Consider the following 24,748-nt stretch of genomic DNA (forward strand, 5'->3'; position numbering starts at 1 on the left):
AAGCTGGATGAAATCCATGTGGGAGCGAGCTTGCTCGCGATAGCGGTTTGTCAGACACATCAATGTTGAATGTGCCGTAGCCATCGCGAGCAAGCTCGCTCCCACAGGTTCTTGCTTCAATCGGGTGTTTCAAAAGAACAGGGGCGCTCCCCCGCCCCTGTAACGATAAAAAGATTTGCGGAGTTCGCCATGGCCATCGCCGTTCCACTGAACGCGGGCACCAGCCCCAACCTGAAGCAGCGGCTCAAGCGCGCCGAGCGGGTCAACCGCTGGAAGGCCCAGGCCTTGATCGCGCCGCTGGTGCTGTTTCTGCTACTGGTGTTCCTCGTGCCCATCGTGGCGCTGTTGTTCAAAAGCGTCAGCAACCCCGAAGTGGTCGGCGCCATGCCGCGCACCGTGGCTGCGATCTCAACGTGGGACGGACGGGGGTTGCCGGGAGAACCGGTCTACAAGGCCGCCAGCGAAGACCTGGCCGAGGCCCGCAAGAACCAGACCCTGGGCGATCTGTCCAAGCGCCTGAACATGGAGTCGGCCGGCTACCGCAGCCTGTTGACCAAGACGGCTCGCGCGTTACCGTTTGCCACCGAGCCGGCCTCTTATAAAGAAGCCCTGGAAAATCTCGACGAGCGTTGGGGCGACCCGGCCTACTGGCAGGTGATCCGCCGCAACACCAGTAACGTCACCCCTTATTACCTGCTGGCGGCTGTCGACCACCGTATCGACGACCTCGGCGAACTGGCCCCGGCCACCCCCGACCAGGCGATCTACCTGGACATTTTCGCCCGTACCTTCTGGATGGGCCTGATCATCACCGCGATCTGCCTGGTGTTGGCCTACCCGTTGGCCTACCTGCTGGCGAACCTGCCGTCGCGCCAGAGCAACCTGCTGATGATCCTGGTGCTGCTGCCGTTCTGGACATCGATCCTGGTGCGGGTGGCAGCGTGGATCGTGCTGTTGCAGTCGGGTGGCTTGATCAACAGCGCCCTGATGGCCATGGGCGTGATCGACAAGCCGCTGGAACTGGTGTTCAACCGCACGGGTGTCTACATCTCGATGGTCCACATCCTGCTGCCGTTCATGATCCTGCCGATCTACAGCGTGATGAAAGGCATCTCGCCCACCTACATGCGTGCGGCCATTTCCCTGGGCTGCCATCCATTCGCCAGTTTCTGGCGGGTGTACTTCCCGCAGACCTATGCCGGTGTCGGCGCCGGTTGCCTGTTGGTGTTCATCCTCGCCATCGGCTACTACATCACCCCGGCATTGCTGGGCAGCCCGAACGACCAGATGGTCAGCTACTTCGTCGCCTTCTACACCAACACCAGCATCAACTGGGGCATGGCCACGGCACTCGGCGGGCTGCTGTTGCTGGCGACCATCGTGCTTTATCTGATTTACAGCTGGCTGGTGGGCGCCAGTCGCCTGCGCCTGAGCTAAGGGGAGATTGAAAATGGTGAGTCCTTACATGTCCCCCGTGGAACGGGTGTGGTTCTACTGCTTGCGCACGCTCTGCGGGCTGATCCTGTTGTTCCTGATCCTGCCGGTGCTGGTGATCGTTCCGCTGTCGTTCAACTCCGGCAGCTTCCTGGTGTACCCGCTGCAAGGCTTTTCGCTGCAGTGGTACCACGACTTCTTCGCCTCCGCCGAATGGATGCGCGCGTTGAAGAACAGCATCATCGTCGCCCCGGCGGCGACGTTGCTGGCGATGGTCTTCGGTACGTTGGCGGCCATCGGCCTGACCCGCGGCGACTTTCCGGGCAAGGCGCTGGTGATGGCCCTGGTGATTTCGCCCATGGTGGTGCCGGTGGTGATCATCGGGGTCGCCAGCTACCTGTTTTTCGCGCCGTTGGGGATGGGCAACAGCTTCTTCTCGCTGATCGTGGTGCACGCGGTGCTGGGCGTACCGTTCGTCATCATCACCGTGTCGGCGACCTTGCAGGGGTTCAACCACAACCTGGTGCGGGCGGCCGCCAGCCTCGGCGCTTCGCCGCTGACTGCATTTCGTCGGGTGACCTTGCCGTTGATCGCCCCAGGCGTCATCTCCGGGGCGCTGTTCGCCTTCGCGACGTCGTTCGATGAAGTGGTGGTGACCCTGTTCCTCGCCGGACCCGAACAGGCCACGCTGCCTCGGCAGATGTTCAGCGGCATCCGCGAAAACCTCAGCCCGACCATTGCTGCGGCGGCGACGCTGTTGATCGCGTTCTCGGTGATCCTGCTGCTGACGCTGGAGTGGCTGCGCGGGCGCAGCGAGAAGTTGCGTACCACCCAGGTATAACGTTTTACAGAGATCCAGTGTGGGAGCGGGCTTGCTCGCGAACGCGGTGTGCCAGTCGACATAAATGTTGAATGTGCCGCCGCATTCGCGAGCAAGCCCGCTCCCACACTAGGGTTGCGATGTATTCATCAGCTGAATGGCAGAACAACCCCCGATACCGAGCTATTCTTGTGCCAGCCCATACTCGAACAAGAGGCCGCGCACATGAGTCTTTCCTCATTCAAGATCGCCCACAAACTGATCACCGGTGCCGCTGCCATCGAGCAACTGGCGGCCGAGTTGACGCGCCTGGACGTCGACAACCCGCTGATCGTGACCGATGCCGTGCTGGTCAAGTCCGGCACCGTGGAGCTGGCCCTGCAACACCTGGGTGGGCGTGACTACGAGATTTTCGACCGGGTCATGCCGGACCCGGAAATCGCCATCGTCGAAGATTGCATGCAGGCCTACCGTGACGGCGGCCATGACGGCCTGATCGGGCTGGGCGGTGGCAGTGCCATCGACATTGCCAAGTGCGTGGGCGTCTACGCCGGTTATCACGGTGAGTTGCAGGACATGTTCGGCGTCGACCAGGTGCCGCGCAAAGGCCCGCCGATGATCGCCATCCCCACCACCGCCGGGACGGGCTCGGAAGTCACCAACGTGGCGATCCTTTCCGACAAGGCGGCGCAACTGAAAAAGGGCATCGTCAGCGACTACCTGTTGCCGGACGTGGCGCTGGTCAGCCCGCAGATGACCCTGACGTGCCCGCGCAGCGTGACCGCGTCCAGTGGCGTCGATGCGTTGGTGCATGCGGTCGAGGCCTACCTGTCGCTCAATGCTTCGCCGATCACCGATGCCCTGGCCATCGGCGCGGTCAAGCTGATCACCCGCGCGTTGCCCAAGGCCTACGCCAACCCGGCCCACCTGCAAGCCCGCGAAGACATGGCCACCGCCAGCCTGATGGCCGGCATGGCCTTCGGCAACGCCGGGGTCGGGGCGGTGCATGCGCTGGCGTACCCGTTGGGCGGGCGTTTCCACATCTCCCATGGGGTGGCCAATGCGCTGTTGCTGCCGTACGTGATGGCCTGGAACAAGATGGCCTGTGTCGAGCGCATGCGCGACATCGCCGAGGCCATGGGCATCAGGACTGCCCACCTGAGCGATCTCGAAGCGGCCGATGAAGCCGTCGAGGCCATGGTTGCGTTGTGTGTCGCGGTGGAGATCCCCCGGGGCATGAGTGGCCTGGGCGTGACCGAAGATGTGATTCCGGCCATGGCCGTGGAAGCCGCCGGGATCGAGCGGCTGATGCGCAACAACCCGCGCAAGCTGAGCGCGGCGGATATCGAGAAGATCTACCGCGCGGCGTATTGATTGACTGTCACGGTGGGCGCGCCAAATCTTGCGGTATACAATGCGCGCCATCGTGATTTCGCTCAAAAAAGGTGCGTCATGCAGCCCTTCGCTATTGCTCCGTCGATTCTCTCCGCCGACTTCGCCCGCCTGGGCGAGGAAGTGGACAACGTTCTGGCCGCCGGGGCCGACATCGTGCACTTCGATGTCATGGACAATCACTACGTGCCCAACCTGACCATCGGTCCGATGGTCTGCGCGGCGCTGCGCAAGTACGGCGTCACCGCGCCGATCGACGCACACCTGATGGTCAGCCCGGTAGATCGCATCGTCGGCGACTTCATCGAAGCCGGCGCGACCTACATCACCTTTCACCCCGAAGCCACCCAGCACATCGACCGTTCCCTGCAGTTGATCCGCGAGGGCGGTTGCAAGTCCGGCCTGGTGTTCAATCCGGCCACGCCCCTGGACGTGCTCAAGTACGTGATGGACAAGGTCGACATGGTCTTGCTCATGAGCGTCAACCCTGGCTTCGGTGGGCAGAAGTTCATTCCCGGCACCCTCGACAAACTGCGAGAAGCCCGCGCGCTGATCGATGCCTCGGGCCGTGACATCCGCCTGGAAATCGACGGCGGCGTGAATGTGAACAACATCCGCGAAATCGCCCTGGCCGGCGCCGATACCTTTGTCGCTGGCTCGGCGATCTTCAATGCCCCGGACTACAAGGACGTCATCGACAAGATGCGCGCCGAACTGGCCCTGGCACGCCCATGAGCGGTTTCGAGCAGCTGTTCCCCGGCAGCCTGCCGCGTCTGGTGATGTTCGACCTCGATGGCACTCTGGTCGATTCGGTCCCGGACCTCGCGGCGGCCGTGGACAGCATGTTGCTCAAGCTCGGGCGTCCGCCGGCTGGCCTCGATGCGGTCCGGCATTGGGTCGGCAACGGCGCGCCGATGCTGGTGCGTCGGGCCCTGGCCAATGACATCGCCGCCGAGGGCGTGGATGACGCACTGGTCGAGCAGGCGCTGGAACTGTTCAATGAGGCCTATGAGGGCGATCATTCGCTGACGGTGGTCTACCCCGGCGTGCGCTCCACCCTCAAGTGGTTGCAAAAGCAGGGTGTGGAAATGGCGCTGATCACCAACAAGCCGGAACGCTTCGTCGCGCCGTTGCTGGATCAGATGAAAATCGGTCGCTATTTCCGCTGGATCATCGGTGGCGACACCTTGCCGCAGAAAAAGCCCGATCCGGCGGCGCTGTTCTTCGTCATGAAAATGGCCAACATCCCGGCGTCCCAATCGCTGTTCGTCGGTGACTCGCGCAGCGATGTGCTGGCGGCGAAAGCAGCGGGGGTCAAGTGCGTGGCGCTCAGTTATGGCTACAACCATGGCCGGCCCATCGCCGAAGAGTTTCCCGCGTTGGTGATCGACGATTTGCGCCTGCTAATTCCCGGTTGCCTGGACCCTGCCGCTGAGATAACGTTGCCCGATGCTGTTCAATCCTCTTCTGGAAACGCCATCGTGGTGGTCACTCGCAAACTCTGGATGAAAGTCATCAAGGCCCTGGCCCGCTGGCGTTGGCGCGCCTGACGTGATCCTGCCGGTTGTCCGGCGCGTTTGCATTCCTGACTGTCAGCTCCTCTTGCCACGAGGCACCCCATGATCCGCGAAGAATTCCTGCGTCTAGCCGCTGCCGGCTACAACCGCATTCCGCTTGCCTGCGAAACCCTGGCCGACTTCGACACGCCGTTGTCGATCTACCTCAAGCTGGCCGACCAGCCCAATTCCTACCTGCTCGAATCGGTGCAGGGCGGCGAGAAGTGGGGGCGTTACTCCATCATCGGCCTGCCGTGCCGCACGGTGCTTCGGGTTCACGACCATCGTGTCAGCGTGACCCATGACGGTGTCGAGATCGAAAGCTACGAGGTTGAAGACCCGCTGGCCTTCGTCGAAACCTTCAAGGCCCGCTACAACGTGCCGACCATTGCCGGGCTGCCGCGCTTCAACGGTGGCCTGGTGGGATACTTCGGCTACGATTGCGTGCGCTACGTGGAAAAGCGCCTCGGCACCTGCCCGAACCCCGATCCGTTGGGCGTGCCGGACATCCTGCTGATGGTGTCCGACGCGGTCGTCGTCTTCGACAACCTGGCCGGCAAGATGCACGCGATCGTCCTCGCCGATCCGTCGCACGAAGATGCCTACGAGCAAGGCCAACAAAGCCTGCAAGCGTTGTTGGAAAAGCTCCGCCAGCCGATCACGCCGCGCCCTGGCCTGGATTTCAGCAAGCAGTCGGCGGCCGACCCGGTGTTCCGTTCAAGCTTCACCCAGGCTGATTACGAGCGGGCCGTCGACACCATCAAGGAATACATCCTGGCCGGTGACTGCATGCAGGTCGTGCCGTCGCAGCGAATGTCCATCGACTTCAAGGCGGCGCCCATCGACCTGTATCGGGCACTGCGCTGCTTCAACCCGACGCCCTACATGTACTTCTTCAACTTCGGCGACTTCCATGTCGTGGGCAGTTCGCCGGAAGTGCTGGTTCGGGTCGAAGACAACCTGATCACCGTGCGGCCGATCGCCGGTACGCGCCCCCGCGGCGCCACCGAGGAAGCCGACCGGGCGCTGGAAGATGACCTGCTGTCGGACGCCAAGGAAATCGCCGAGCACCTGATGCTGATCGACCTGGGGCGCAACGACACCGGACGGGTGTCGGAAGTCGGCTCGGTGAAACTCACCGAGAAAATGGTCATCGAGCGCTATTCCAATGTGATGCACATCGTGTCCAACGTCACCGGCCAACTGAAGGCCGGGCTGACGGCGATGGACGCCTTGCGGGCGATCCTGCCGGCGGGCACTTTGTCCGGCGCGCCGAAAATCCGCGCGATGGAAATCATCGACGAACTCGAACCGGTCAAGCGTGGCGTGTATGGCGGGGCGGTGGGTTACTTCGCCTGGAACGGCAACATGGACACCGCCATTGCCATTCGCACGGCGGTAATCAAGAACGGTGAACTGCACGTGCAGGCCGGTGGTGGCATCGTCGCCGACTCGGTACCGGCGCTGGAATGGGAAGAAACCCTGAACAAGCGTCGTGCGATGTTCCGTGCCGTGGCGCTGGCCGAACAGACTTCGAGCGATTGAAACCCCTTCAACAACTCGATCAATGTGTGGGAGCGAGCTTGCTCGCGATGAGGCCGTCATATTCAACCAACCAGTTGACTGACAGTCCGCAATCGCGAGCAAGCTCGCTCCCACAGGTTCTCTCGATCAGAAGTCCAGGCTGACGCCCACGCTCACCCCTTGCTGGGTCATGTCATCATCCTTGCGCAACGTATAGCCGCCCCGCAGCGCCAGGTCGTTGGTCAACTTGTGGCTGACCCCCAGGCTCAGGCGATTCAAGTGGCTCTGTGGCGTATAGCCTTCAAGCGTGAAGTCGTTGGCCGGCAGGCTGTTGAGGGCGATGTTCACCTTCTGCGTGTCGTCTTCGTACTCGCGTTCGTGGGCGTATTCACCAAACACCTGGGTCTGGCGAGTGAGGTTGTATTTGCCTTGCAAGCCAATGCCCAGGCGCTTCGAGTCGCGAGTCTGGTCGTCGAAGGTCAGGGCGGTGGAACGGTTGCTCTTCTCGGAATAACCGTCGACTTCCACCTTCGCATAGTCGGCGCTGATGAACGGTGACAGGTGCCATTCGCTGCCCGGCTGGGCGATGTCATAGCCCACGCGGGTGCTGAATGCCCACAGGTGACCGTCGGTGTCGCCTTTTTCCTGCGCCTCGTTGACGCCCAGGTCGAACTTGCGCTCCAGGCTGTCGTAGTCGAGCTTGCCACCGGTCAGTGCCGCGTCGGCCCACCAGCGATTCTGCTGGAACTGGGCGAAAGCGGTCGCCAGATAACTGTTGAGCTTGTAGTTCGAATCGTTGTGGCCGGCGTCCATGTCCTGGCGGTAGAGGCCTGCCGCGACACCCACGCGCCACGCTTCGTTGAGGCGATAGCTGCCGCCGATGTTCAGGCTATAGCCGCTGCCATCGGCGCTGGCGCCGCTGCTCTGGCTGTCGACATCCAGATGCTGGCCGCCGCCTGCAACAATCGCTCGCCATTGGCCGACTGCCTGCCAGTTCTCCCAATCCGATTGCCACTGGCTGCGCAATTCATCCTGGTGGGCGCGCAGGGTCGAGTGGGCCATTTCCGGCAGCAAGGTCAGCTCCCAGGGTGCTGCGAGCAGGGAATAGGCGTAGTCGGCGATCAGCTTTTGCCCGGTCTCGGTCGGGTGGACGGCGTCGTTGTAGATCAACTTGGTGGGATCAGGTGTGGCACTGTTGATGCCATAGGTGGGGTTTTCCGTGCAGTTATTGCCGCTGAAGCAGGTGGCGGTGAGGTTCTCGCCGGTGGCGAGGCCGAACCGTGCCGGGTCGGCGAAGCTTTCGCGCAACAGCAGCGGAATGTTCAGCGGGATGACTTCGGCGTCGATGCCCTGCAATCGAGTGACCAGTTGCTGGTTGAAGTCGTTGCCCAGTTGCGAGAAGACGTCCTGCAGCGGACCGCCATTGAGCGCTGGGGTCAGGCCCAGGTCGGGCAGTAGCCAGACCATCACATAGCGGGCACCGGCCGTTTGCAGCACCTGGACGCTGTCGGCCAGGCGGTCGGCAGCGGCCTGCGCCTGCGCGGTGTTCAGGACCCGGCCCTGGAGGAAGTCGTTGCCACCCCCGGAAAGGTAATACAGCGCATTCGGATCGGCCCGCAGACCATTGGACTGCAAGTAGCCAGGGCGGCTGCGTTCGCCGGTATCGGACACACCGGTAATCGACTCCAGGATCTGGTCGGTGCGATAACCGCCCACCGCCCAGTTATTGCCATCGGCGAGCCCCTCGTTGGCGCGGACCGCCGAGGTGGAGGCGGCGGTTTCGTCGGCGGAATAACCCAGGCGCCCGCCGAGCAGTTGGGTCGAGTTGGCGGAATAGGCTTCGCCGCTGCCGTTCGTGTAGTTCGGGCCGGTTCGGTTGGTGTAGCGCTCGGTCGAGCCAGGTGGGCCATTGGGGTCGGCGAATTGGCCGGCATCATTGAGGCTGTCACCGAACACGATGAACTTGGAATAGGGGGTGGATGCGGCGCTCGCCTGGGCGCAGGCCATCGCCAGCAGACAACTGGCAATCGGTACGAACAGCGTCTTTTTGATCATGGGAAAATCCGTTTTTATCTTATTGTTGTTTGGCAAACGAAACGACAGTACCAAAAACTTCCGGCGTTTTGCCATCTGTCCGCGCTGCCGCGATTGTTTCAAGGACCTTCGGGATCGGTCATATTGCGTGCTCAGCCCAGCTAGGCTACTGTGCCGGGACGTATGAACGAGACTTCCCTTGTGTCGATTGTCAGCAAACTTCTGGATCAAATGATCAAGGCACACGCCCGCTGGCGTTGGCGCGCCTGAACATTCTCCGCCGGCCTCGCCGGACCTGTACCGATTTGCCTTCTTTACCCGCTTGAAAGCCGCTTTGCCGGGGTGCCACGTGCCCTGCCAAGCGCAACACCGCGCGGGTCACTCTCCGAAGGCTGTATTTAAAGTCAGTGAATTCAATAGGTTGCTTACGCCATGTTGCTGATGATCGATAACTACGACTCTTTTACCTACAACGTTGTGCAGTACCTTGGCGAGCTGGGCGCCGAGGTCAAGGTCGTGCGCAACGACGAATTGACCATCGCCGAAATCGAAGCCCTCAAGCCTGAGCGCATCGTTGTCTCCCCCGGCCCGTGCACGCCGACCGAAGCGGGCGTCTCCATCGAAGCCATCAAGTATTTCGCCGGCAAGCTGCCGATCCTGGGCGTCTGCCTGGGCCACCAGTCCATCGGCCAGGCGTTCGGCGGCGATGTGGTGCGCGCCCGGCAAGTCATGCACGGTAAGACTAGCCCGGTATTCCACGAGGACAAGGGCGTCTTCGAGGGCCTGAACCGGCCGCTGACCGTTACCCGCTACCACTCCCTGATCGTCAAGCGCGAGACCTTGCCCGATTGCCTGGAGTTGACGGCCTGGACCCAGCTCGACGACGGTTCTGTGGACGAAATCATGGGGCTGCGACACAAGACGTTAAACATCGAGGGTGTGCAATTTCATCCCGAGTCTATTCTCACCGAGCAGGGCCACGAGCTGTTCGCCAATTTCCTCAAACAAACCGGCGGCACGCGCTAAGGACTTTTCATGGATATCAAGACAGCCCTGAGCCGTATCGTCGGCCATCTCGACTTGAGCACCGATGAGATGCGCGACGTGATGCGCGAAATCATGACCGGGCAATGCACGGATGCGCAGATTGGCGCATTCATGATGGCCATGCGCATGAAGAGCGAGAGCATCGATGAAATCGTCGGCGCGGTCTCGGTCATGCGCGAACTCGCCGACAAGGTCGAACTCAAGACTCTGGACGGCGTCGTTGACGTCGTGGGCACCGGCGGCGATGGCGCTAATATCTTCAACGTTTCCACCGCGTCGGCGTTCGTCGTCGCAGCGGCCGGCTGCACCGTTGCCAAGCACGGCAATCGCGCGGTGTCGGGCAAGAGCGGCAGCGCCGATCTGCTCGAAGCGGCCGGGATCTACCTGAACCTGACGCCGGTCCAGGTGGCCCGTTGCATCGACAACGTCGGCATCGGTTTCATGTTCGCCCAGACCCACCACAGCGCCATGAAGCACGCCGCCGCGCCGCGCCGCGACCTGGGGTTGCGCACATTGTTCAACATGCTCGGCCCGCTTACGAATCCGGCCGGCGTGAAACATCAGGTGGTCGGGGTCTTCAGCCAGGCGCTGTGCCGGCCATTGGCTGAAGTCCTGCAGCGTCTGGGCAGCAAGCATGTCCTGGTGGTTCATTCGAAGGATGGCCTGGATGAGTTCAGCCTGGCGGCCCCCACTTTCGTGGCCGAACTAAAAAATGATCAGATCAGCGAGTATTGGGTCGAACCTGAAGACCTGGGTATGAAGAGCCAGAGCTTGCACGGCCTGGCGGTCGACGGCCCGGCCCAATCCCTGGAGCTGATCCGCGATGCCCTGGGCCGCCGCAAGACCGAGAATGGCCAGAAAGCCGCCGAGATGATCGTGCTCAATGCCGGCGCTGCGCTGTACGCGGCGGACCACGCCAGCAGCCTCAAGCAAGGCGTCGAGCTGGCCCATGATGCGCTGCACACCGGCCTGGCGAGGGAAAAGCTCGAGGAACTGGGTGCATTTACCGCCGTATTCAAAGTGGAGAACGAAGGATGAGTGTGCCAACGGTTCTGGAAAACATCCTGGCTCGCAAGGCTGAAGAAGTGGCCGAGCGCCGTGCTCGGGTCAGCCTGGCCGAATTGGAAGGCCTGGCCCGCTCGGCGGATGCGCCCCGGGGGTTTGCCCAGGCACTGATCGAACAGGCCAAGAGAAAGCAACCGGCGGTCATCGCTGAAATCAAGAAAGCCTCTCCCAGCAAGGGCGTTATTCGCGAGGACTTTGTCCCGGCCGACATCGCCAAGAGCTACGAGAAGGGTGGGGCGACCTGCCTTTCGGTACTGACGGATGTCGACTTCTTCCAAGGCGCCGACGCGTATCTGCAGGAGGCGCGAGCGGTCTGCAAGTTGCCGGTGATCCGCAAGGACTTCATGATCGACCCGTATCAGATCGTCGAAGCGCGTGCGCTGGGCGCCGATTGTGTGCTGTTGATCGTCTCCGCCCTGGACGACGTCAAGATGGCCGAGCTGGCCGCCGTGGCCAAGGGCGTGGGCCTGGACGTGCTGGTGGAAGTCCATGATGGTGACGAGTTGGAGCGGGCGCTGAAAACCCTCGACACCAAACTGGTGGGCGTGAACAACCGCAACCTGCACACCTTTGAAGTCAGCCTGGAGACCACCCTCGACCTGCTGCCGCGGATTCCGCGGGACCGCCTCGTCATCACGGAAAGTGGCATCCTCAACCGCGCCGATGTCGAGCTGATGGAAGTCAGCGACGTCTATTCGTTCCTGGTGGGTGAAGCGTTCATGCGGGCCGAGAACCCGGGCACCGAGCTGCAACGCCTGTTCTTTCCTGAGCGTGGCCTGCCGGTCAGCGGCTCGACGCTGGACTGAGGCCCATGTCGCCGGTGATTTCCTTGGCCGTCGAAGCGGGCCTGCAAGCCGAACAGGATCTGCTCGCCAGCATTTGCGCGGGCGATGCCGAGTTCGGCCTGTTGTTCTGGCAGCCCAGTGACCGCGCGCTGGTCATGCCGCGGCGCTTGAGTCGCCTGCCCGGCTTTGAACACGCCAGCGCGGTATCAGCGGCCCACGGCTGGCCGGTGCTCTTGCGTGAAACGGGGGGGGAGCCGGTGCCGCAGTCTTCTGCCACGGTCAATATCGCCCTGGTCTACGCGCCGCCGCGCAGCGAGGGCGATCACGGCCGCATCGAAACGGCCTACCGTCGGTTGTGCGAGCCCATCTGCCAGTTGCTGGATGAGCTGGGCGGCGTGGCTTCCCTGGGTGAGGTGGAGGGGGCGTTCTGCGACGGTCGATTCAACGTCAACCTCGATGGCCGCAAGATGGTCGGCACCGCTCAGCGCTGGCGCCAAAGCAAGGGCGGCCAGCGTCCGGTGGGCCTGGTTCATGGCGCACTTCTGCTGGAAAACGAGCGTGAGTCCATGGTTGCGGCGGTCAATCGCTTCAACCAGGCCTGTGGCCTGGAACAGCGAGTGCGTGCCGAAAGCCACATTGCGCTGCATGAGAAATTCCCCGCGCCCGAGGCGTTGGAGCGGCTCGATGCGTTGTACCGGGCGTTGTTGACCGAACTGCTTGGCGGTTAACGCGTTCCGAACACCACCATGGTCTTGCCTTTGACGTCGACCAGGTTGCGCTCTTCCAGATCCTTCAGCACACGGCCGACCATTTCCCGGGAGCAGCCAACGATCCGGCCGATCTCCTGCCGGGTGACCTTGATCTGCATGCCGTCGGGGTGGGTCATGGCGTCGGGCTGCTTGCACAGGTCCAGCAGGCAACGGGCTACGCGTCCCGTCACGTCGAAAAAGGCCAGGTCGCCGACCTTGCGCGTTGTGTTGCGCAGGCGCTGTGCGATTTGTCCGCTGAGGACGTAAAGAATGTCCGGGTCTTGCAGGGACAGTTCTCGGAATTTCGTGTAGCTGATTTCCGCGACTTCACATTCGATCTTGGTCCGCACCCAGGCACTGCGCTGCTGTTCCTTGCCTGCCTGCTCGAACAACCCCAGCTCACCGAAAAAGTCCCCGGAGTTGAGGTAGGCGATGATCATCTCCCGCCCATCGTCATCCTCGATCAGGATGGTGACCGATCCCTTGATGATGAAAAACAACGTGTCCGAGCGGTCCCCTGCGCAAATGATGTTGTGTTTGGCGGGATAGCGACGGCGCTGGCAATGCATCAAGAGCTTGTCGAGATTCTTGATCTTGAGCGTGGGAGTAATGGCAACCATGGTTGTGTCCCGAAAAACGGCGCGGTATGAGGTTTGGTTTTTTATGGACGCGATGACAATCGCTGAAAGCTGGCAATAAGCCAGCGAGTTGGCGCCAGCTTAACAGAGGCACTCAAAATTGATTCGAGAATTTACTCAGGGACGTAATCGTCAGGCGACGTAAGGCAAAAGCAGCCACAACGGAGGGCTGTGCTAAGCTGGCGACCCTTTTTTAGACAGTGGAGTCTTGGCGATGAAGGCACGCATCCAATGGGCTGGCGAAGCCATGTTCCTCGGTGAGTCGGGCAGTGGTCACGTGGTCGTCATGGATGGCCCGCCCGATGCCGGTGGTCGGAACCTGGGTGTCCGGCCAATGGAAATGCTCCTGCTGGGCGTAGGCGGTTGCAGTAACTTCGACGTGGTCAGCATTCTCAAGAAGTCGCGCCAGGCCGTCGAAAGTTGTGAAGCGTTCCTGGAAGCGGAGCGCGCCACGGAAGATCCGAAAGTGTTTACCAAGATCCACATGCATTTCGTGGTGAAAGGGCGTGCGCTGAAGGAAGCCCAGGTCAAGCGGGCCATCGAGTTGTCTGCCGAGAAGTATTGCTCGGCTTCGATCATGCTCGGCGCTGCGGGCGTTGAAATCACCCACGATTACGAAATCATCGAGCTGGGCTGATCGAGCTGAGTTCATCGTGGCAAGGGCGAAAACGCCGTTGCCACGCGAACATTGGCCTTGTCAGATCCGGTAGGTGCTCTTGGTCATGACCTTGGCCAGCAAGCTCATGCCGAACTTCACGGGGGCCGGGAAGCGGAAGCCGCCGGCCTCTAGCGCGCTTTCGGCGTGGTGTTCTTCGTCCTTGCGCATCTGCTCCAGAATCGCGCGGGATTTTTCATCCTCGGCGGGGAGTTGCTCCAGGTGTTCATTGAGGTGCTTGCACACCTGATGCTCGGTCGCGGCGACGAACCCCAGGCTGACCTTGTCGCTGATCAACCCGGCCACGGCACCGATGCCGAATGACATGCCGTAGAACAGCGGATTCAGCACGCTGGTGTGGCTGCCCAGTTGGCGAATGCGTTGTTCGCACCAGACCAGGTGGTCGATTTCCTCTTCGGCGGCATGCTCCATGGCCTCGCGCACCCGGGGCAATTTCGCGGTCAACGCCTGGCCTTGGTACAAGGCCTGGGCGCAGACTTCACCGGTGTGGTTGATTCGCATCAGGCCAGCCACGTGGCGGGTCTGCTCGTCACTGAGCTGGGCGTCCGGCTGCACGATAGCCGGCGATGGCCGATACGGTTGGCCACTGAAGGGCAATAGCGTGCGCATCGCGGTATCGGCTTGCAGCAGCAGGCGGTCAATCGGCGAGTAGTGACGTTGGGTAGTCATGCGTACCTCCGGGAAAAAACAGCGGCCAGTTTAACTCAATCGGCCGCCGGTGATTTGCGTTGGGTCAGGGTTATCAACCCGGCGGCCAGTTCATCTGGCGCTGTCCCAGCACGTGCATATGAATGTGATAGACGGTCTGTCCACCGAGTTCATTGCAGTTCATCACCACGCGAAAGCCTTCCTCGCAGCCCAGTTCAAGCGCCAGGCGCTGGGCGGTGAACAGAATGTGCCCGGCTAGGCCTTTGTCCGCTTCGGTCAGGTCATTGAGGGTGCGAATCGGTTTTTTCGGAATGACCAGAAAATGCACCGGCGCCTGGGGGGCGATGTCGTGGAAGGCCAGGACCTGGTCATCCTCGTAAATGATCTTCGCCGGGATTTCCCGGTTGATGATCTTGGTAAACAGAGTATCCACAGCTGTTTCTCCGTTGAGTGGGTCGAGGTCGAGTGTACTGAAGGCTCGGTCGGCGAGCCTGGGTTTTTAAACGTTCGGCAGATCAGCGCGGGCAGTAGGCCTTGTTGGTCCTGCCGGCGAGGGTCCGGACCAGCCACCGCGAGCCCAGGCGTGGCAAGGCGGCCAACCAGCGGTTGCGGCGTCCGGGAATGATGATGGCGGTGTTTTTGTCCAGCGCACGCACGGCGTACAGCGCGACTTCTTCCGGGCTCATCAGGTGCTTGTCGTGGGTGAGGTGTTGCTCGTGCATCTGCGCCCTGGCGAAAAAACCGGTACGGGTCGGGCCGGGGCAAAGCACCGAGACCTTGATCGCACACTTTTTCAGTTCGACCCGCAGGGCCTCGGAGAAGTGCAGCACGTAGGCCTTGCTGGCGTGATAGGTGCTCATCCATGGGCCGGGCTTGAACGCGGCCGTCGATGCCACGTTGAGGATCTGGCCGCCACCCTGCAAGGCCATGCTGTTGCCGACGGCGTGGCAAATGCGCGTCAGGGCGAGGATGTTCACTTCGATCAGGTCCTGTTCGGTCATCCAGTCCTGGCCCAGGAACGGGCCGCAGGTGCCGATGCCCGCACAATTGACCAGCAAGTCGATTTGCCGCTCGCCTTCCTCCAGCTCCAGGAGAAAACCTGAAAGCCTCAACGGTTCGCCCAGGTCGCAGGCCCGGAACAACACCTCTACGCCAAAGCGCTGGGTCAGTTCAATGGCAATACTTTCCAGCCGATCACGCTGTCGGGCCACCAGTATCAGGTCGCGACCGCGCCGGGCCAGCGCTTCGGCCATGGCCAGGCCTATGCCGCTGGAAGCGCCAGTGATCAGAGCGTAACGGGTCATGCAGTTCTCCATCGCAACAGCCCGCCGCCAGTGGACTGGGCTGTCACCGGTACGCAGCGCGCTTATTGTTCCTCTTGTTCCTCTTCATAGTCTACAGAAGGAGAGGCGGGCTCGGCTGCCTCGGCAGCGGGTTCTGCGCTGGTCTCGTCGCTGGATTCACTGCTTTCGTAGCTGCTCAGGGAACTGGTGTCGTAGTCCTCGGAGAGGCCGCTGAAGGCTCCGGCCACGGCGCCAACGATCATCAGGACGATCAGCGCGACCCATAGCCACGACAGGACCTTGACCGCGGTGCTGTTGGGCGGTGGCGGTGGGCCGTAGCGGTTGGGGCCGTCGTTGCCTGGCGCGCAGATCATCACGAGCGGGAACACGCTGCCTACGAACGGCACCAGGTTGAGCAACCACAGCCAGCCGGACCAGCCAATGTCATGCAGGCGCTGGACGCTGAACTGGATGCTCACGAAGGCAAAGCCGAGGAAAATGGCCCCGCCGATCAACCCGCCGACGATCATGGCCGCCAGCGAGTTCGAAGCGAGGACCCATGACAGGCTGTACCAGAAGGCGATGCCGATGACGGGCAACATGGCGAGTGTCAGGACCATGGTCCAGGCCAGGTAGCGCAGGCGCCCGATACGGCCTTCGAAACTGAAGGGTTTGAGGGTGCTGTAGGTGGCGAGACTTTCGCCAACGTCGGCCCGAGGGGGGGCGTAGGGGGAGACGGGGTCAATCAGCGCATCAGAATGGCGTGCGTCTGGCTGCTGGGGCGAGTCCTGCACTTCGCCGAGATCCAGCTGCAGAGATGGCTCTGCCTCGATCCGGGCATCGATTCCGCTTTTGTTCAGCGCTTCCAGGTATTTCTGGGCTTCGCTTTCGGACAGGTTGCTTTTGAGCGCAACCTTGCGGCCACTGAACAACCGCTCGATGGCGCTGACATCGCTCTTGAACAACTCGGCGAGGTTGAGTTTGGCTGTGGTGGTATCGACGCCCGGCATCAGGGCTCCGTCGAATACGATATTGAAACGGGTTTCACTCATGCCCGGCATCCTTGTCTCTAAATGGTTATGCAGCGTTTTTTGATCGGGGCAGTTCAGCGAGGCCATTGCCCGCCGAGCTGCGTCGCCCGGGCTTGCGCCTGGCGGTATTCTTTGTCCAGTCGGGCCACCAACTCATCGACGCTGGGCAGATCATGGATTTCCCCCACGCCTTGGCCGGCGGACCACACGGTTTTCCAGGCCTTGGCCTCATCGTTCAGCGGCTTGAGCTTCGAGCCAAAGTCGACTTCGCCTTTGCCTTGCAAGGCGGCGAGGTCGAAGCCGGCGTTTTCCAGGCTCTGTCGCATGAAGCTGGCCGGCACCCCGGACACCGCAGGAGTATGCACGATGTCTGCGGCTCTGGATGTGAGCAACATCTCTTTATAGGCGTCGGGCGCATGGCTTTCGCGGGTGCCGATGAAGCGTGTCCCGAAATAGGCCAGGTCCGCCCCGAGCAACTGGGCGGCCAGTATCTGATGGCCGTGGTTCAGACAGCCCGCCAGCAGCAGGGTTTTATCGAAGAACTGGCGGATCTCGGCGACCAGCGAGAAAGGGCTCCAGGTTCCCGCATGGCCCCCGGCGCCGGCCGCCACGGCGATCAGGCCATCGACGCCGGCTTCGGCTGCTTTCTCGGCGTGGCGCCGCGTGGTGACGTCGTGGAACACCAGGCCACCATAGCCGTGCACGGCGTCCACCAGTTCCTTGACCGCGCCCAGGCTGGTGATGACGATCGGCACCTTGTGTTCGATGCAGATCGCCAGATCGGCCTGAAGACGCGGGTTGCTGTGATGGACGATCAGGTTGACGGCGTAGGGGGCCGGATTCTCCAGTATTGCCAGGCCGGCTTCGATTTCCTCCAGCCAGGCCTTGAAGCCGCTGCTTTCGCGCTGGTTCAGTGCGGGAAAGCTGCCGACGATTCCATTTCGGCAGCAGGCCAGTACCAGGTGTGGATTGGAAATCAGGAACATCGGCGCCGCCACGACGGGCAGGCGCAGGCGTTGTTCGAGCAGAGCGGGCAGCGACATGAGAAGTACCCCGGATAAAGTAGTGCCGATTGGAAGGTTGGGCTTTGTCCTAGAACGGGCGAACCACGACCAGAATTACAATAGCCAGCAATATCAGAACCGGCACTTCATTGAACCAGCGATAAAAGACATGGCTGCGGGTGTTTTCGCCACGGGCGAAGCGTTTTACCTGGGCGCCGCACATGTGGTGATAACCGATCAGCAGCACCACCAGCGTCAGTTTGGCGTGCATCCAGCCACCCTGGGTGAAATACGCACCGGCGTTCAGGCTTAGCAGCCCGATGCCGAACACCAGGGTGGCGATCATTGCCGGGCCCATGATGCCGCGATACAACTTGCGCTCCATCACGCTGAAGCGTTCCTGGCTGACGCTGTCCTCGCTTTGGGCGTGATAGACGAACAGCCGAGGCAGGTAGAACAGCCCTGCGAACCAGCAGACCATGCTGACGATGTGAAGTGCTTTGAGCCACAGATAGAGCATTTTGAGTTATTCCCAGATTCACGGTAGCCCGATAGTAGAGGTTAGAGCGGCCACACGTCACCTTGGCGGTTGTCGCGGCGCCGCGCGCCCCCTATCATCGACGGCTTTCCAGTGGGTTCGTTGAGGGCAGGTTTATGGTCAAGGTCGGTATCGTCGGCGGCACGGGTTACACCGGTGTCGAACTGCTGCGTCTGTTGGCACAGCATCCGCAAGCTGAGGTAGTGGTCATTACCTCGCGATCCGAGGCTGGCCTGGCTGTCGCCGACCTGTATCCGAACCTGCGAGGCCACTACGATGGCCTGGCTTTCAGTGTTCCAGACATCGAGACCCTTGGCGCCTGCGACGTGGTGTTCTTCGCCACGCCTCACGGAGTTGCCCACGCCCTGGCGGGTGATCTGCTGGCTGCGGGGACCAAGGTCATCGACCTGTCGGCGGACTTCCGCCTGCAGGATGCGGACGAGTGGGCCAAATGGTACGGCCAGCCCCACGGTGCGCCGCAGTTGCTCGAAGAAGCCGTCTACGGCCTGCCGGAAGTCAACCGCGAAAAAATAAAGCAGGCGCGACTGATCGCGGTGCCGGGTTGCTATCCAACGGCAACACAGTTGGGCTTCCTGCCGCTGCTCGAAGCAGGCCTGGCCGATGCGTCGCGCTTGATCGCCGACTGTAAATCCGGTGTCAGCGGTGCCGGGCGTGGCGCCAGCGTAGGCTCGCTGTACTCCGAAACATCGGAGAGCATGAAGGCCTATGCCGTCAAAGGTCACCGGCATTTGCCGGAAATCCGCCAGGGCCTGCGCCGTGCCGCGGGCAAGGACGTCGGCCTGACCTTCGTCCCGCACCTGACGCCGATGATTCGCGGTATCCACTCCACTCTCTACGCAACCGTCGTCGATCGCTCGGTAGACTTGCAGGCGTTGTTCGAAAAACGCTATGCCAACGAACCGTTCGTGGACGTCATGCCGGCTGGCAGTCATCCGGAAACCCGCAGTGTGCGTGGCGCGAACGTTTGCCGTATCGCCGTGCACCGTCCGCAGGATGGTGAACTGGTGGTGGTGTTGTCGGTCATCGATAACCTGGTCAAGGGTGCATCGGGCCAGGCGGTGCAGAACATGAACATCCTGTTCGGGCTGGATGAGCGCCTGGGGTTGTCCCACGCGGGGATGTTGCCTTAAAGCCGTTTGAAAGCGGCAAGACTCCAGCCTGAAACCTGAAGCTTGCCGCCGCGCTTCTAATAGTTGACCGATTTGGTAGGAGAAGCGGATAATGCCCGCCATCACGCATTATGGCGGCGTAAACGCCGGGAGATATTCAGCATGAGCGTCGAAACCTTCACCCCCACGGCTTTGCAATTTACCCACGGTGCTGCGCACAAGGTGAAGAGCCTGGTCGATGAAGAGGGCAATGATCGTTTGAAGCTGCGCGTATTTGTAACGGGCGGCGGTTGTTCCGGTTTCCAGTACGGCTTCACTTTCGATGAGGAAGTGGCCGAGGACGACACCATCGTGGAGCGCGAAGGCGTCAGCCTGGTGGTCGATCCAATGAGCTTCCAGTACCTGGCGGGTGCCGAGGTGGATTATCAGGAAGGCTTGGAAGGTTCGCGTTTCGTGATCAAGAATCCTAACGCCACCACGACGTGTGGGTGCGGTTCTTCGTTCTCGATCTGATTGCTTCAATAAAAACGCCGCAGTGCCTTACGGCCCTGCGGCGTTTTGTTGTCTGCGATTCATAGGCTCAAGCGGGGTAGATGGCGCCGAGTACGCGAAGACCTCGGGCGCCGGTCACGCTTGGGCGGTTGCCGGGAATGCCATGAAGGCAGCAATGGGCCAGCCAGGCGAATGCCATGGCCTCCACCCAGTCCGGATCGACGCCGTACACCGCCGTACTGCTGACGCGGGTCTGCGGCAGTAACTCGGCCAAGCGCGTCATCAGCGCTTGGTTGTGCGCGCCGCCGCCGCAAACCAGCAGCTCTTCGGTGTCTGACTGGGCCTGTCGCAAGGCGTCGACGATGGTCACCGCCGACAGTTCTAGCAGTGTGGCCTGCACGTTCTCGGGGGGGAAGGTCGGCAGGTGCGACAGGTGCCGGGCCAGCCAAGGCAGGTTGAATACCTCTCGCCCTGTACTCTTGGGGCCCGTGGTCACGAAGAAGGGATCACCGAGCAGTGTTCTCAACAGGGTGGGTTCGATGTTGCCACTGGCGGCCCATTGGCCGTCGTGGTCAAAGTGCTCACCTTTCTGCTGATGTATCCAGGCGTCGAGCAAGACGTTGCCGGGGCCGCAATCGAAGCCGGCAACGGGCTTTCCTGGCTCGATCAGGCTGAGATTACTGAAGCCACCGACATTCAATACGGCCCGCTTGCCAGTTCGCTCTTCAAACAATGCTTCGTGAAACGCCGGTACCAGGGGCGCACCTTGCCCACCGGCGGCGACATCGCGGCTGCGGAAGTCGCTGACGATGCTGATTCCGGTCAACTCACTGAGCAGCGCCGGATTGCCGATCTGCACGGTAAAGCCCCGCGCCGGCTCATGGCGAATGGTCTGGCCATGGCTGCCAATCGCCGTAATGTCTTGTGGTTTGAGTTGCTGCTCGTTGAGCACGGTGTGAACGCCCTGTGCGGCCAGCGTTACCCAGTTCTGCTGGGCGATGGCGGAGCGGGCGATCTCATCGGGCCCGCTGCTGCACAATTCGAGCAATTCGGCCCGCAGGGACGCGGGCATGGGTATGTAGTGTGTGGCGACCAGTTTGATCGCCGGAGCCAGTTCGACCAGTGCGATATCCAGGCCGTCGAGGCTGGTCCCGGACATCACACCGATATAAAGCGCCATGGCTTAGCGCTTGCTCGAGGCGAGCAGGGTAGCTTTCTCTTGATCCATGCGTGCCATCAGCGGTTGGCTCTGAGCCAGGAAGCGGGCGCGCTCGGACTTGGCGATCGGATCGGCCATCGGCAGTTTCTGACCCAGTGGATCGACGTGGACGCCATTGACCTGGAATTCATAGTGCAGGTGCGGTCCGGTGGACAGGCCGGTGGTTCCGATATAACCGATCACCTGGCCTTGCTTCACGGTGCCGCCAGTCTTCACGCCTTTGGCAAAGCCCTGCATGTGGCCGTACAGCGTCCGGTAAGTGTTGCCGTGCTGGATGATCACCGTGTTGCCATAGCCGCCGCGGCGGCCGGCCAACAGGACCTTGCCATCGCCGGCAGCCTTGATCGGCGTGCCCCGCGGTGCGGCGTAGTCGACGCCTTTGTGGGCGCGAATCTTGTTCAGGATCGGGTGCTTGCGGCCAGCGGAAAACTTGGAGCTGATGCGGGCAAAATCAACCGGCGTACGAATGAATGCCTTGCGCATGCTGTTGCCGTCCGCCGTGTAATAGCTGCTGTTGCCCTGTTTATTGGTGTAGCGCACCGCAGTGTACGTCTTGCCACGGTTGGTGAAGCGTGCGGACAGGATCGGGCCGTTGCCGACGCTTTTGCCGTTGACCACCTTTTGCTCGTAGATGATGTCGAACTCGTCGCCCTGGCGAATATCCTGGGCGAAGTCGATGTCGTAGCCAAATACGTTGGCCATGTCCATGGTCAGGCTGTGGGACAGGCCGGCCCGGGCTGCCGATTGCGACAGCGAGCTGTTGATCACGCCATGTACATATGCCGAGCGAACGGTTGGCTTGGCGATGACGCGGTTGAATACATAGCCTTTGTCATTCTTGGTCAGGGTGATGCTTTCCAGGTCGCTCAACTTGGTGTGCAGGTTGTTCAGTTGGCCGTCTGGGGTGAGTTCGAATTCGAGCTTCTGGCCGCGCTGCAGTTGAGTGAACTGCTTGGCTTGCTTGTCGCTGGCCAGGATTTCGTGGACCGATGTCGAAGGCAGGCCCACTTTTTCAAAGAGCGTAGAGAGGGTGTCGCCTTTGGCGACAATCACTTCGCGATGGTCCGGTCCTTTCTTTTCCTCGACCGCAGGAGCAACGGCCTGAGCGGTCTCGGAGGCGTCGTCGGCGTTGTTTTCAATCTGCGCAAAAGGGGAGGCTGCCGGTTCGTTTGTGGCTTGGACGGCTTCGGCAGCGTCTTGTTCTTGTGTCAGTTGTTCAGCAGGGCTTTCCAGTTCAAGGCTCAGCGTCGTCTTTTTTGCTTCCACGTCACTGGAGGGGAACACCAGGAGCGCCAGGCTAAGGAGGGCGGCGATACCACTTGCAGCAAGCAGGTGGGTCTTCGGGTAAAGCGGTGGCGCTTTAGACGGTTCGGTGGTCATAGGTAATTTGACTTTTGAAAAGATGAATTGGAAAAGATGAATGACATGATGAAGATGAAATAACTGTATAAAATATAACCAAATCCCCTTCGAAGCAAGCCCGCGGACGCTCTGCCCGTGGATTGGCGTCCGCGTGCCGGGCAAGCCTTGTATTTGGTGCGCGATATTGTATGGTTGGGGCCCTTTGAATCTGAGCCTTGCGGGTCTGTTATGAAGTCGGTTGAAGAGCAGCTAGCGCTGATCAAACGTGGTGCGGAAGAACTGTTGGTCGAGTCCGAGCTGATCGAAAAGCTCAAGCGTGGGCAGCCGCTGCGTATCAAGGCCGGTTTCGACCCGACGGCGCCCGATCTGCACCTGGGGCATACCGTACTTATTAATAAGCTGCGCCAGTTCCAGGACTTGGGGCACCAGGTCATCTTCCTGATCGGTGACTTCACCGGGATGATCGGCGATCCGAGTGGCAAGAGTGCGACTCGTCCACCGCTGACCCGTGAACAGGTTCTCGAGAATGCCGAGACCTACAAGGCGCAGGTTTTCAAGATTCTTGATCCGGCCAAGACCGAGGTGGCTTTCAACTCCACTTGGATGGACAAGATGGGGCCGGCGGACTTCATTCGCTTGACCTCCCAGTACACCGTGGCTCGTATGCTTGAGCGCGATGACTTCGATAAGCGCTACACCACCAGTCAGCCCATCGCCATCCATGAATTCCTCTATCCGCTGGTGCAGGGATACGACTCGGTCGCATTGCGGGCTGACGTTGAGTTGGGCGGTACGGACCAGAAGTTCAACCTGCTGATGGGGCGCGAACTGCAGCGCGGTTATGGTCAGGAAGCTCAATGCATCTTGACCATGCCGTTGCTGGAAGGGCTGGATGGCGTGAAGAAGATGTCCAAGTCGCTGGGCAACTATGTTGGTATCCAGGAAGCGCCGGGCGTTATGTACGGAAAGTTGGTTTCCATTCCGGATGCGTTGATGTGGCGTTACTTCGAGTTGCTGAGTTTCCGTTCCATGGATGAGATCAACGCTTTCCGTGCCGATGTCGAGGCGGGGGCCAATCCGCGGGACATCAAGATCAAGCTGGCCGAGGAAATCGTCGCTCGTTTCCACGGTGAAGAAGCGGCGGCCAACGCCCATCGTGCGGCGGGTAACCGCATGAAGGATGGCGAGTTGCCGGATGATCTACCGGAGATCGAATTGGCTGCGGCTGAAGATATGCCGATTGCGGCTGTTCTTAATAAGGCTGGCTTGGTCAAGAACGCCGCTGTGGCGCGTGATCTCCTGAGCTCGGGTGGCGTGCGTATCGATGGTGAGGTGGTTGATCGCACCTTCCTATATAAGCTGGGCGCTACTCACGTATGTCAGGCTGGTAAGAAGGCTTTCGCGCGTATCACGCTGAAATCCGAATAAAGCTGAAATTAAGTGTTGACGGCAGATTCCAGACGTCTATAATTCGCCCCACTTCCGGCGCAGCCGAAACGGAAAACTCCTTGAGTTTCAATGAGTTAAACGATTTTTCGGTAGCGCGGGGCTTCAGTTCATCGAAGTCCGGAAGCCGTGGATAAGGCGCTGTAGTTTGGCTTTATCAGTGGTTCGATCCTCTCGGTCGAAAGCGGTGAAAAAGAGGTGTTGACAGCAGCGAACAACGCTGTAGAATTCGCCTCCCGCTAACGAGAGATCGAAAGCGCAAGTGGTTGAAGTTGTTAATGTTTCCCATGGGAAACTTTGAAAAACTTCTCAAATAACCGCTTGACAGCAACACCAGGCGCTGTAGAATGCGCGCCTCGGTTGAGACGAAAGAATCAATCACCGCTCTTTAACAACTGAATCAAGCAATTCGTGTGGGTGCTTGTGGAGTCAGACTGCTAGTCAACAGATTATCAGCATCACAAGTTACTCCGCGAGAAATCAAAGATGTAACCAACGATTGCTGAGCCAAGTTTAGGGTTTTCTCAAAACCCAAAGATGTTTGAACTGAAGAGTTTGATCATGGCTCAGATTGAACGCTGGCGGCAGGCCTAACACATGCAAGTCGAGCGGTAGAGAGGTGCTTGCACCTCTTGAGAGCGGCGGACGGGTGAGTAATGCCTAGGAATCTGCCTGGTAGTGGGGGATAACGTTCGGAAACGAACGCTAATACCGCATACGTCCTACGGGAGAAAGCAGGGGACCTTCGGGCCTTGCGCTATCAGATGAGCCTAGGTCGGATTAGCTAGTTGGTGAGGTAATGGCTCACCAAGGCGACGATCCGTAACTGGTCTGAGAGGATGATCAGTCACACTGGAACTGAGACACGGTCCAGA

General features: G+C 60.8%; 24 protein-coding genes and 1 rRNA gene. 15 read left to right on the plus strand and 10 right to left on the minus strand.

The genetic code is table 11. The annotated features are described in order from the left end of the window. Positions 1 to 189: 189 nt before the first annotated feature. The 6 genes from AD664_RS25875 to trpE all read left to right on the plus strand — a co-directional run bounded on the left by AD664_RS25875 (position 190) and on the right by trpE (position 6,747). Positions 190 to 1,437 carry an ABC transporter permease gene (locus tag AD664_RS25875; protein WP_053151305.1) on the plus strand — a complete coding sequence of 416 codons (1,248 nt, stop codon included), beginning with the start codon at positions 190 to 192 and terminating at the stop codon, positions 1,435 to 1,437. A gap of 13 nt (positions 1,438 to 1,450) precedes the next feature. Further along, complete coding sequence (locus AD664_RS25880; protein ID WP_053151308.1) at positions 1,451 to 2,275, plus strand: ABC transporter permease; 825 nt, start codon at positions 1,451 to 1,453, stop codon at positions 2,273 to 2,275. Between the two features lie 204 nt (positions 2,276 to 2,479). Beyond that, positions 2,480 to 3,628 (plus strand): iron-containing alcohol dehydrogenase, encoded by a 1,149-nt coding sequence (locus AD664_RS25885; RefSeq protein ID WP_053151311.1) that lies wholly within the window; start codon positions 2,480 to 2,482, stop codon positions 3,626 to 3,628. Positions 3,629 to 3,706: 78 nt separating this feature from the next. Next, entirely contained in the window at positions 3,707 to 4,381 is a 675-nt protein-coding gene (gene rpe / locus AD664_RS25890) for a ribulose-phosphate 3-epimerase (RefSeq protein WP_053151314.1), read from the plus strand. Next, the gene (locus tag AD664_RS25895; protein WP_042730712.1) at positions 4,378 to 5,196 is read left to right on the plus strand and encodes a phosphoglycolate phosphatase; all 819 of its coding nucleotides are present in this window, start codon (positions 4,378 to 4,380) and stop codon (positions 5,194 to 5,196) included. Before rpe ends, AD664_RS25895 begins: the two co-directional genes overlap by 4 nt. A gap of 69 nt (positions 5,197 to 5,265) precedes the next feature. Then, positions 5,266 to 6,747 (plus strand): anthranilate synthase component I, encoded by a 1,482-nt coding sequence (trpE, locus tag AD664_RS25900; protein ID WP_053151317.1) that lies wholly within the window; start codon positions 5,266 to 5,268, stop codon positions 6,745 to 6,747. Between the two features lie 126 nt (positions 6,748 to 6,873). Here the strand turns inward: trpE and estP are convergent, their stop codons facing one another. After that, positions 6,874 to 8,781, minus strand: a complete 1,908-nt coding sequence (gene estP, locus AD664_RS25905) for an esterase EstP (protein WP_053151320.1) — start codon at positions 8,779 to 8,781, stop codon at positions 6,874 to 6,876. Between the two features lie 411 nt (positions 8,782 to 9,192). On the opposite strand from estP, the gene AD664_RS25910 reads away from it, so the two are divergent. Genes AD664_RS25910 through AD664_RS25925 form a run of 4 tightly spaced genes read left to right on the plus strand, consistent with a single transcriptional unit; the run spans position 9,193 to position 12,385 of the window. Beyond that, positions 9,193 to 9,786, plus strand: coding sequence for an aminodeoxychorismate/anthranilate synthase component II (locus AD664_RS25910; protein ID WP_042730263.1), 594 nt, complete (start codon positions 9,193 to 9,195; stop codon positions 9,784 to 9,786). A gap of 9 nt (positions 9,787 to 9,795) precedes the next feature. Beyond that, complete coding sequence (trpD, locus tag AD664_RS25915) at positions 9,796 to 10,845, plus strand: anthranilate phosphoribosyltransferase (protein WP_042730264.1); 1,050 nt, start codon at positions 9,796 to 9,798, stop codon at positions 10,843 to 10,845. After that, positions 10,842 to 11,678: an indole-3-glycerol phosphate synthase TrpC gene (gene trpC, locus AD664_RS25920; protein ID WP_053151323.1), complete on the plus strand. Its 837-nt coding sequence runs from the start codon at positions 10,842 to 10,844 to the stop codon at positions 11,676 to 11,678. The genes trpD and trpC overlap by 4 nt, the downstream gene beginning before the upstream one ends. A 5-nt stretch (positions 11,679 to 11,683) precedes the next feature. Then, on the plus strand, positions 11,684 to 12,385 hold the full coding sequence (locus tag AD664_RS25925) for a lipoate--protein ligase family protein (protein ID WP_053151326.1): 702 nt from the start codon (positions 11,684 to 11,686) through the stop codon (positions 12,383 to 12,385). Here AD664_RS25925 and crp read toward each other — a convergent pair. After that, entirely contained in the window at positions 12,382 to 13,026 is a 645-nt protein-coding gene (gene crp, locus AD664_RS25930; RefSeq protein WP_042730267.1) for a cAMP-activated global transcriptional regulator CRP, read from the minus strand. The two genes, AD664_RS25925 and crp, sit on opposite strands and share 4 nt — an antisense overlap. A 232-nt stretch (positions 13,027 to 13,258) precedes the next feature. Here crp and AD664_RS25935 point away from each other — a divergent pair, with 232 nt between their 5' ends. Beyond that, positions 13,259 to 13,681: an OsmC family protein gene (locus AD664_RS25935; RefSeq protein ID WP_042730268.1), complete on the plus strand. Its 423-nt coding sequence runs from the start codon at positions 13,259 to 13,261 to the stop codon at positions 13,679 to 13,681. 60 nt (positions 13,682 to 13,741) lie between these two features. On the opposite strand, the gene coq7 is transcribed toward AD664_RS25935, so the two are convergent. The 6 genes from coq7 to hemJ form a co-directional block, all read right to left on the minus strand. After that, positions 13,742 to 14,389 (minus strand): 2-polyprenyl-3-methyl-6-methoxy-1,4-benzoquinone monooxygenase, encoded by a 648-nt coding sequence (gene coq7, locus AD664_RS25940; protein ID WP_042730269.1) that lies wholly within the window; start codon positions 14,387 to 14,389, stop codon positions 13,742 to 13,744. A gap of 73 nt (positions 14,390 to 14,462) precedes the next feature. Then, positions 14,463 to 14,801 carry a histidine triad nucleotide-binding protein gene (locus AD664_RS25945; RefSeq protein ID WP_042730270.1) on the minus strand — a complete coding sequence of 113 codons (339 nt, stop codon included), beginning with the start codon at positions 14,799 to 14,801 and terminating at the stop codon, positions 14,463 to 14,465. Between the two features lie 82 nt (positions 14,802 to 14,883). Further along, the gene (locus AD664_RS25950) at positions 14,884 to 15,672 is read right to left on the minus strand and encodes an SDR family oxidoreductase (RefSeq protein WP_042730271.1); all 789 of its coding nucleotides are present in this window, start codon (positions 15,670 to 15,672) and stop codon (positions 14,884 to 14,886) included. 62 nt (positions 15,673 to 15,734) lie between these two features. Continuing rightward, on the minus strand, positions 15,735 to 16,703 hold the full coding sequence (locus tag AD664_RS25955) for a DUF805 domain-containing protein (protein WP_053151329.1): 969 nt from the start codon (positions 16,701 to 16,703) through the stop codon (positions 15,735 to 15,737). A gap of 53 nt (positions 16,704 to 16,756) precedes the next feature. Further along, a complete protein-coding gene (locus tag AD664_RS25960; protein ID WP_053151336.1) occupies positions 16,757 to 17,725 on the minus strand; it encodes a nitronate monooxygenase family protein in 969 nt (322 codons plus the stop codon). A 49-nt stretch (positions 17,726 to 17,774) separates the two neighbouring features. Next, complete coding sequence (hemJ, locus tag AD664_RS25965; RefSeq protein WP_003177725.1) at positions 17,775 to 18,206, minus strand: protoporphyrinogen oxidase HemJ; 432 nt, start codon at positions 18,204 to 18,206, stop codon at positions 17,775 to 17,777. A 134-nt stretch (positions 18,207 to 18,340) separates the two neighbouring features. Here hemJ and argC point away from each other — a divergent pair, with 134 nt between their 5' ends. Beyond that, the gene (argC, locus tag AD664_RS25970) at positions 18,341 to 19,375 is read left to right on the plus strand and encodes an N-acetyl-gamma-glutamyl-phosphate reductase (protein WP_053151339.1); all 1,035 of its coding nucleotides are present in this window, start codon (positions 18,341 to 18,343) and stop codon (positions 19,373 to 19,375) included. 141 nt (positions 19,376 to 19,516) lie between these two features. Then, positions 19,517 to 19,867, plus strand: a complete 351-nt coding sequence (erpA, locus tag AD664_RS25975) for an iron-sulfur cluster insertion protein ErpA (RefSeq protein ID WP_003177727.1) — start codon at positions 19,517 to 19,519, stop codon at positions 19,865 to 19,867. A 67-nt stretch (positions 19,868 to 19,934) separates the two neighbouring features. On the opposite strand, the gene AD664_RS25980 is transcribed toward erpA, so the two are convergent. Together AD664_RS25980 and AD664_RS25985 are read right to left on the minus strand one after the other, a co-directional pair. After that, a complete protein-coding gene (locus AD664_RS25980) occupies positions 19,935 to 21,026 on the minus strand; it encodes an anhydro-N-acetylmuramic acid kinase (protein WP_053151342.1) in 1,092 nt (363 codons plus the stop codon). 3 nt (positions 21,027 to 21,029) lie between these two features. Further along, complete coding sequence (locus AD664_RS25985; protein ID WP_053151345.1) at positions 21,030 to 22,445, minus strand: peptidoglycan DD-metalloendopeptidase family protein; 1,416 nt, start codon at positions 22,443 to 22,445, stop codon at positions 21,030 to 21,032. Positions 22,446 to 22,655: 210 nt separating this feature from the next. On the opposite strand from AD664_RS25985, the gene tyrS reads away from it, so the two are divergent. Continuing rightward, on the plus strand, positions 22,656 to 23,855 hold the full coding sequence (tyrS, locus tag AD664_RS25990) for a tyrosine--tRNA ligase (RefSeq protein ID WP_053151347.1): 1,200 nt from the start codon (positions 22,656 to 22,658) through the stop codon (positions 23,853 to 23,855). 561 nt (positions 23,856 to 24,416) lie between these two features. Next, positions 24,417 to 24,748, plus strand: a 16S ribosomal RNA gene (locus tag AD664_RS25995); the annotation flags it as partial.

The organism is Pseudomonas sp. P97.38 (genome assembly GCF_001269745.1).
GTDB classification, from domain to species: domain Bacteria; phylum Pseudomonadota; class Gammaproteobacteria; order Pseudomonadales; family Pseudomonadaceae; genus Aquipseudomonas; species Aquipseudomonas chlororaphis_E.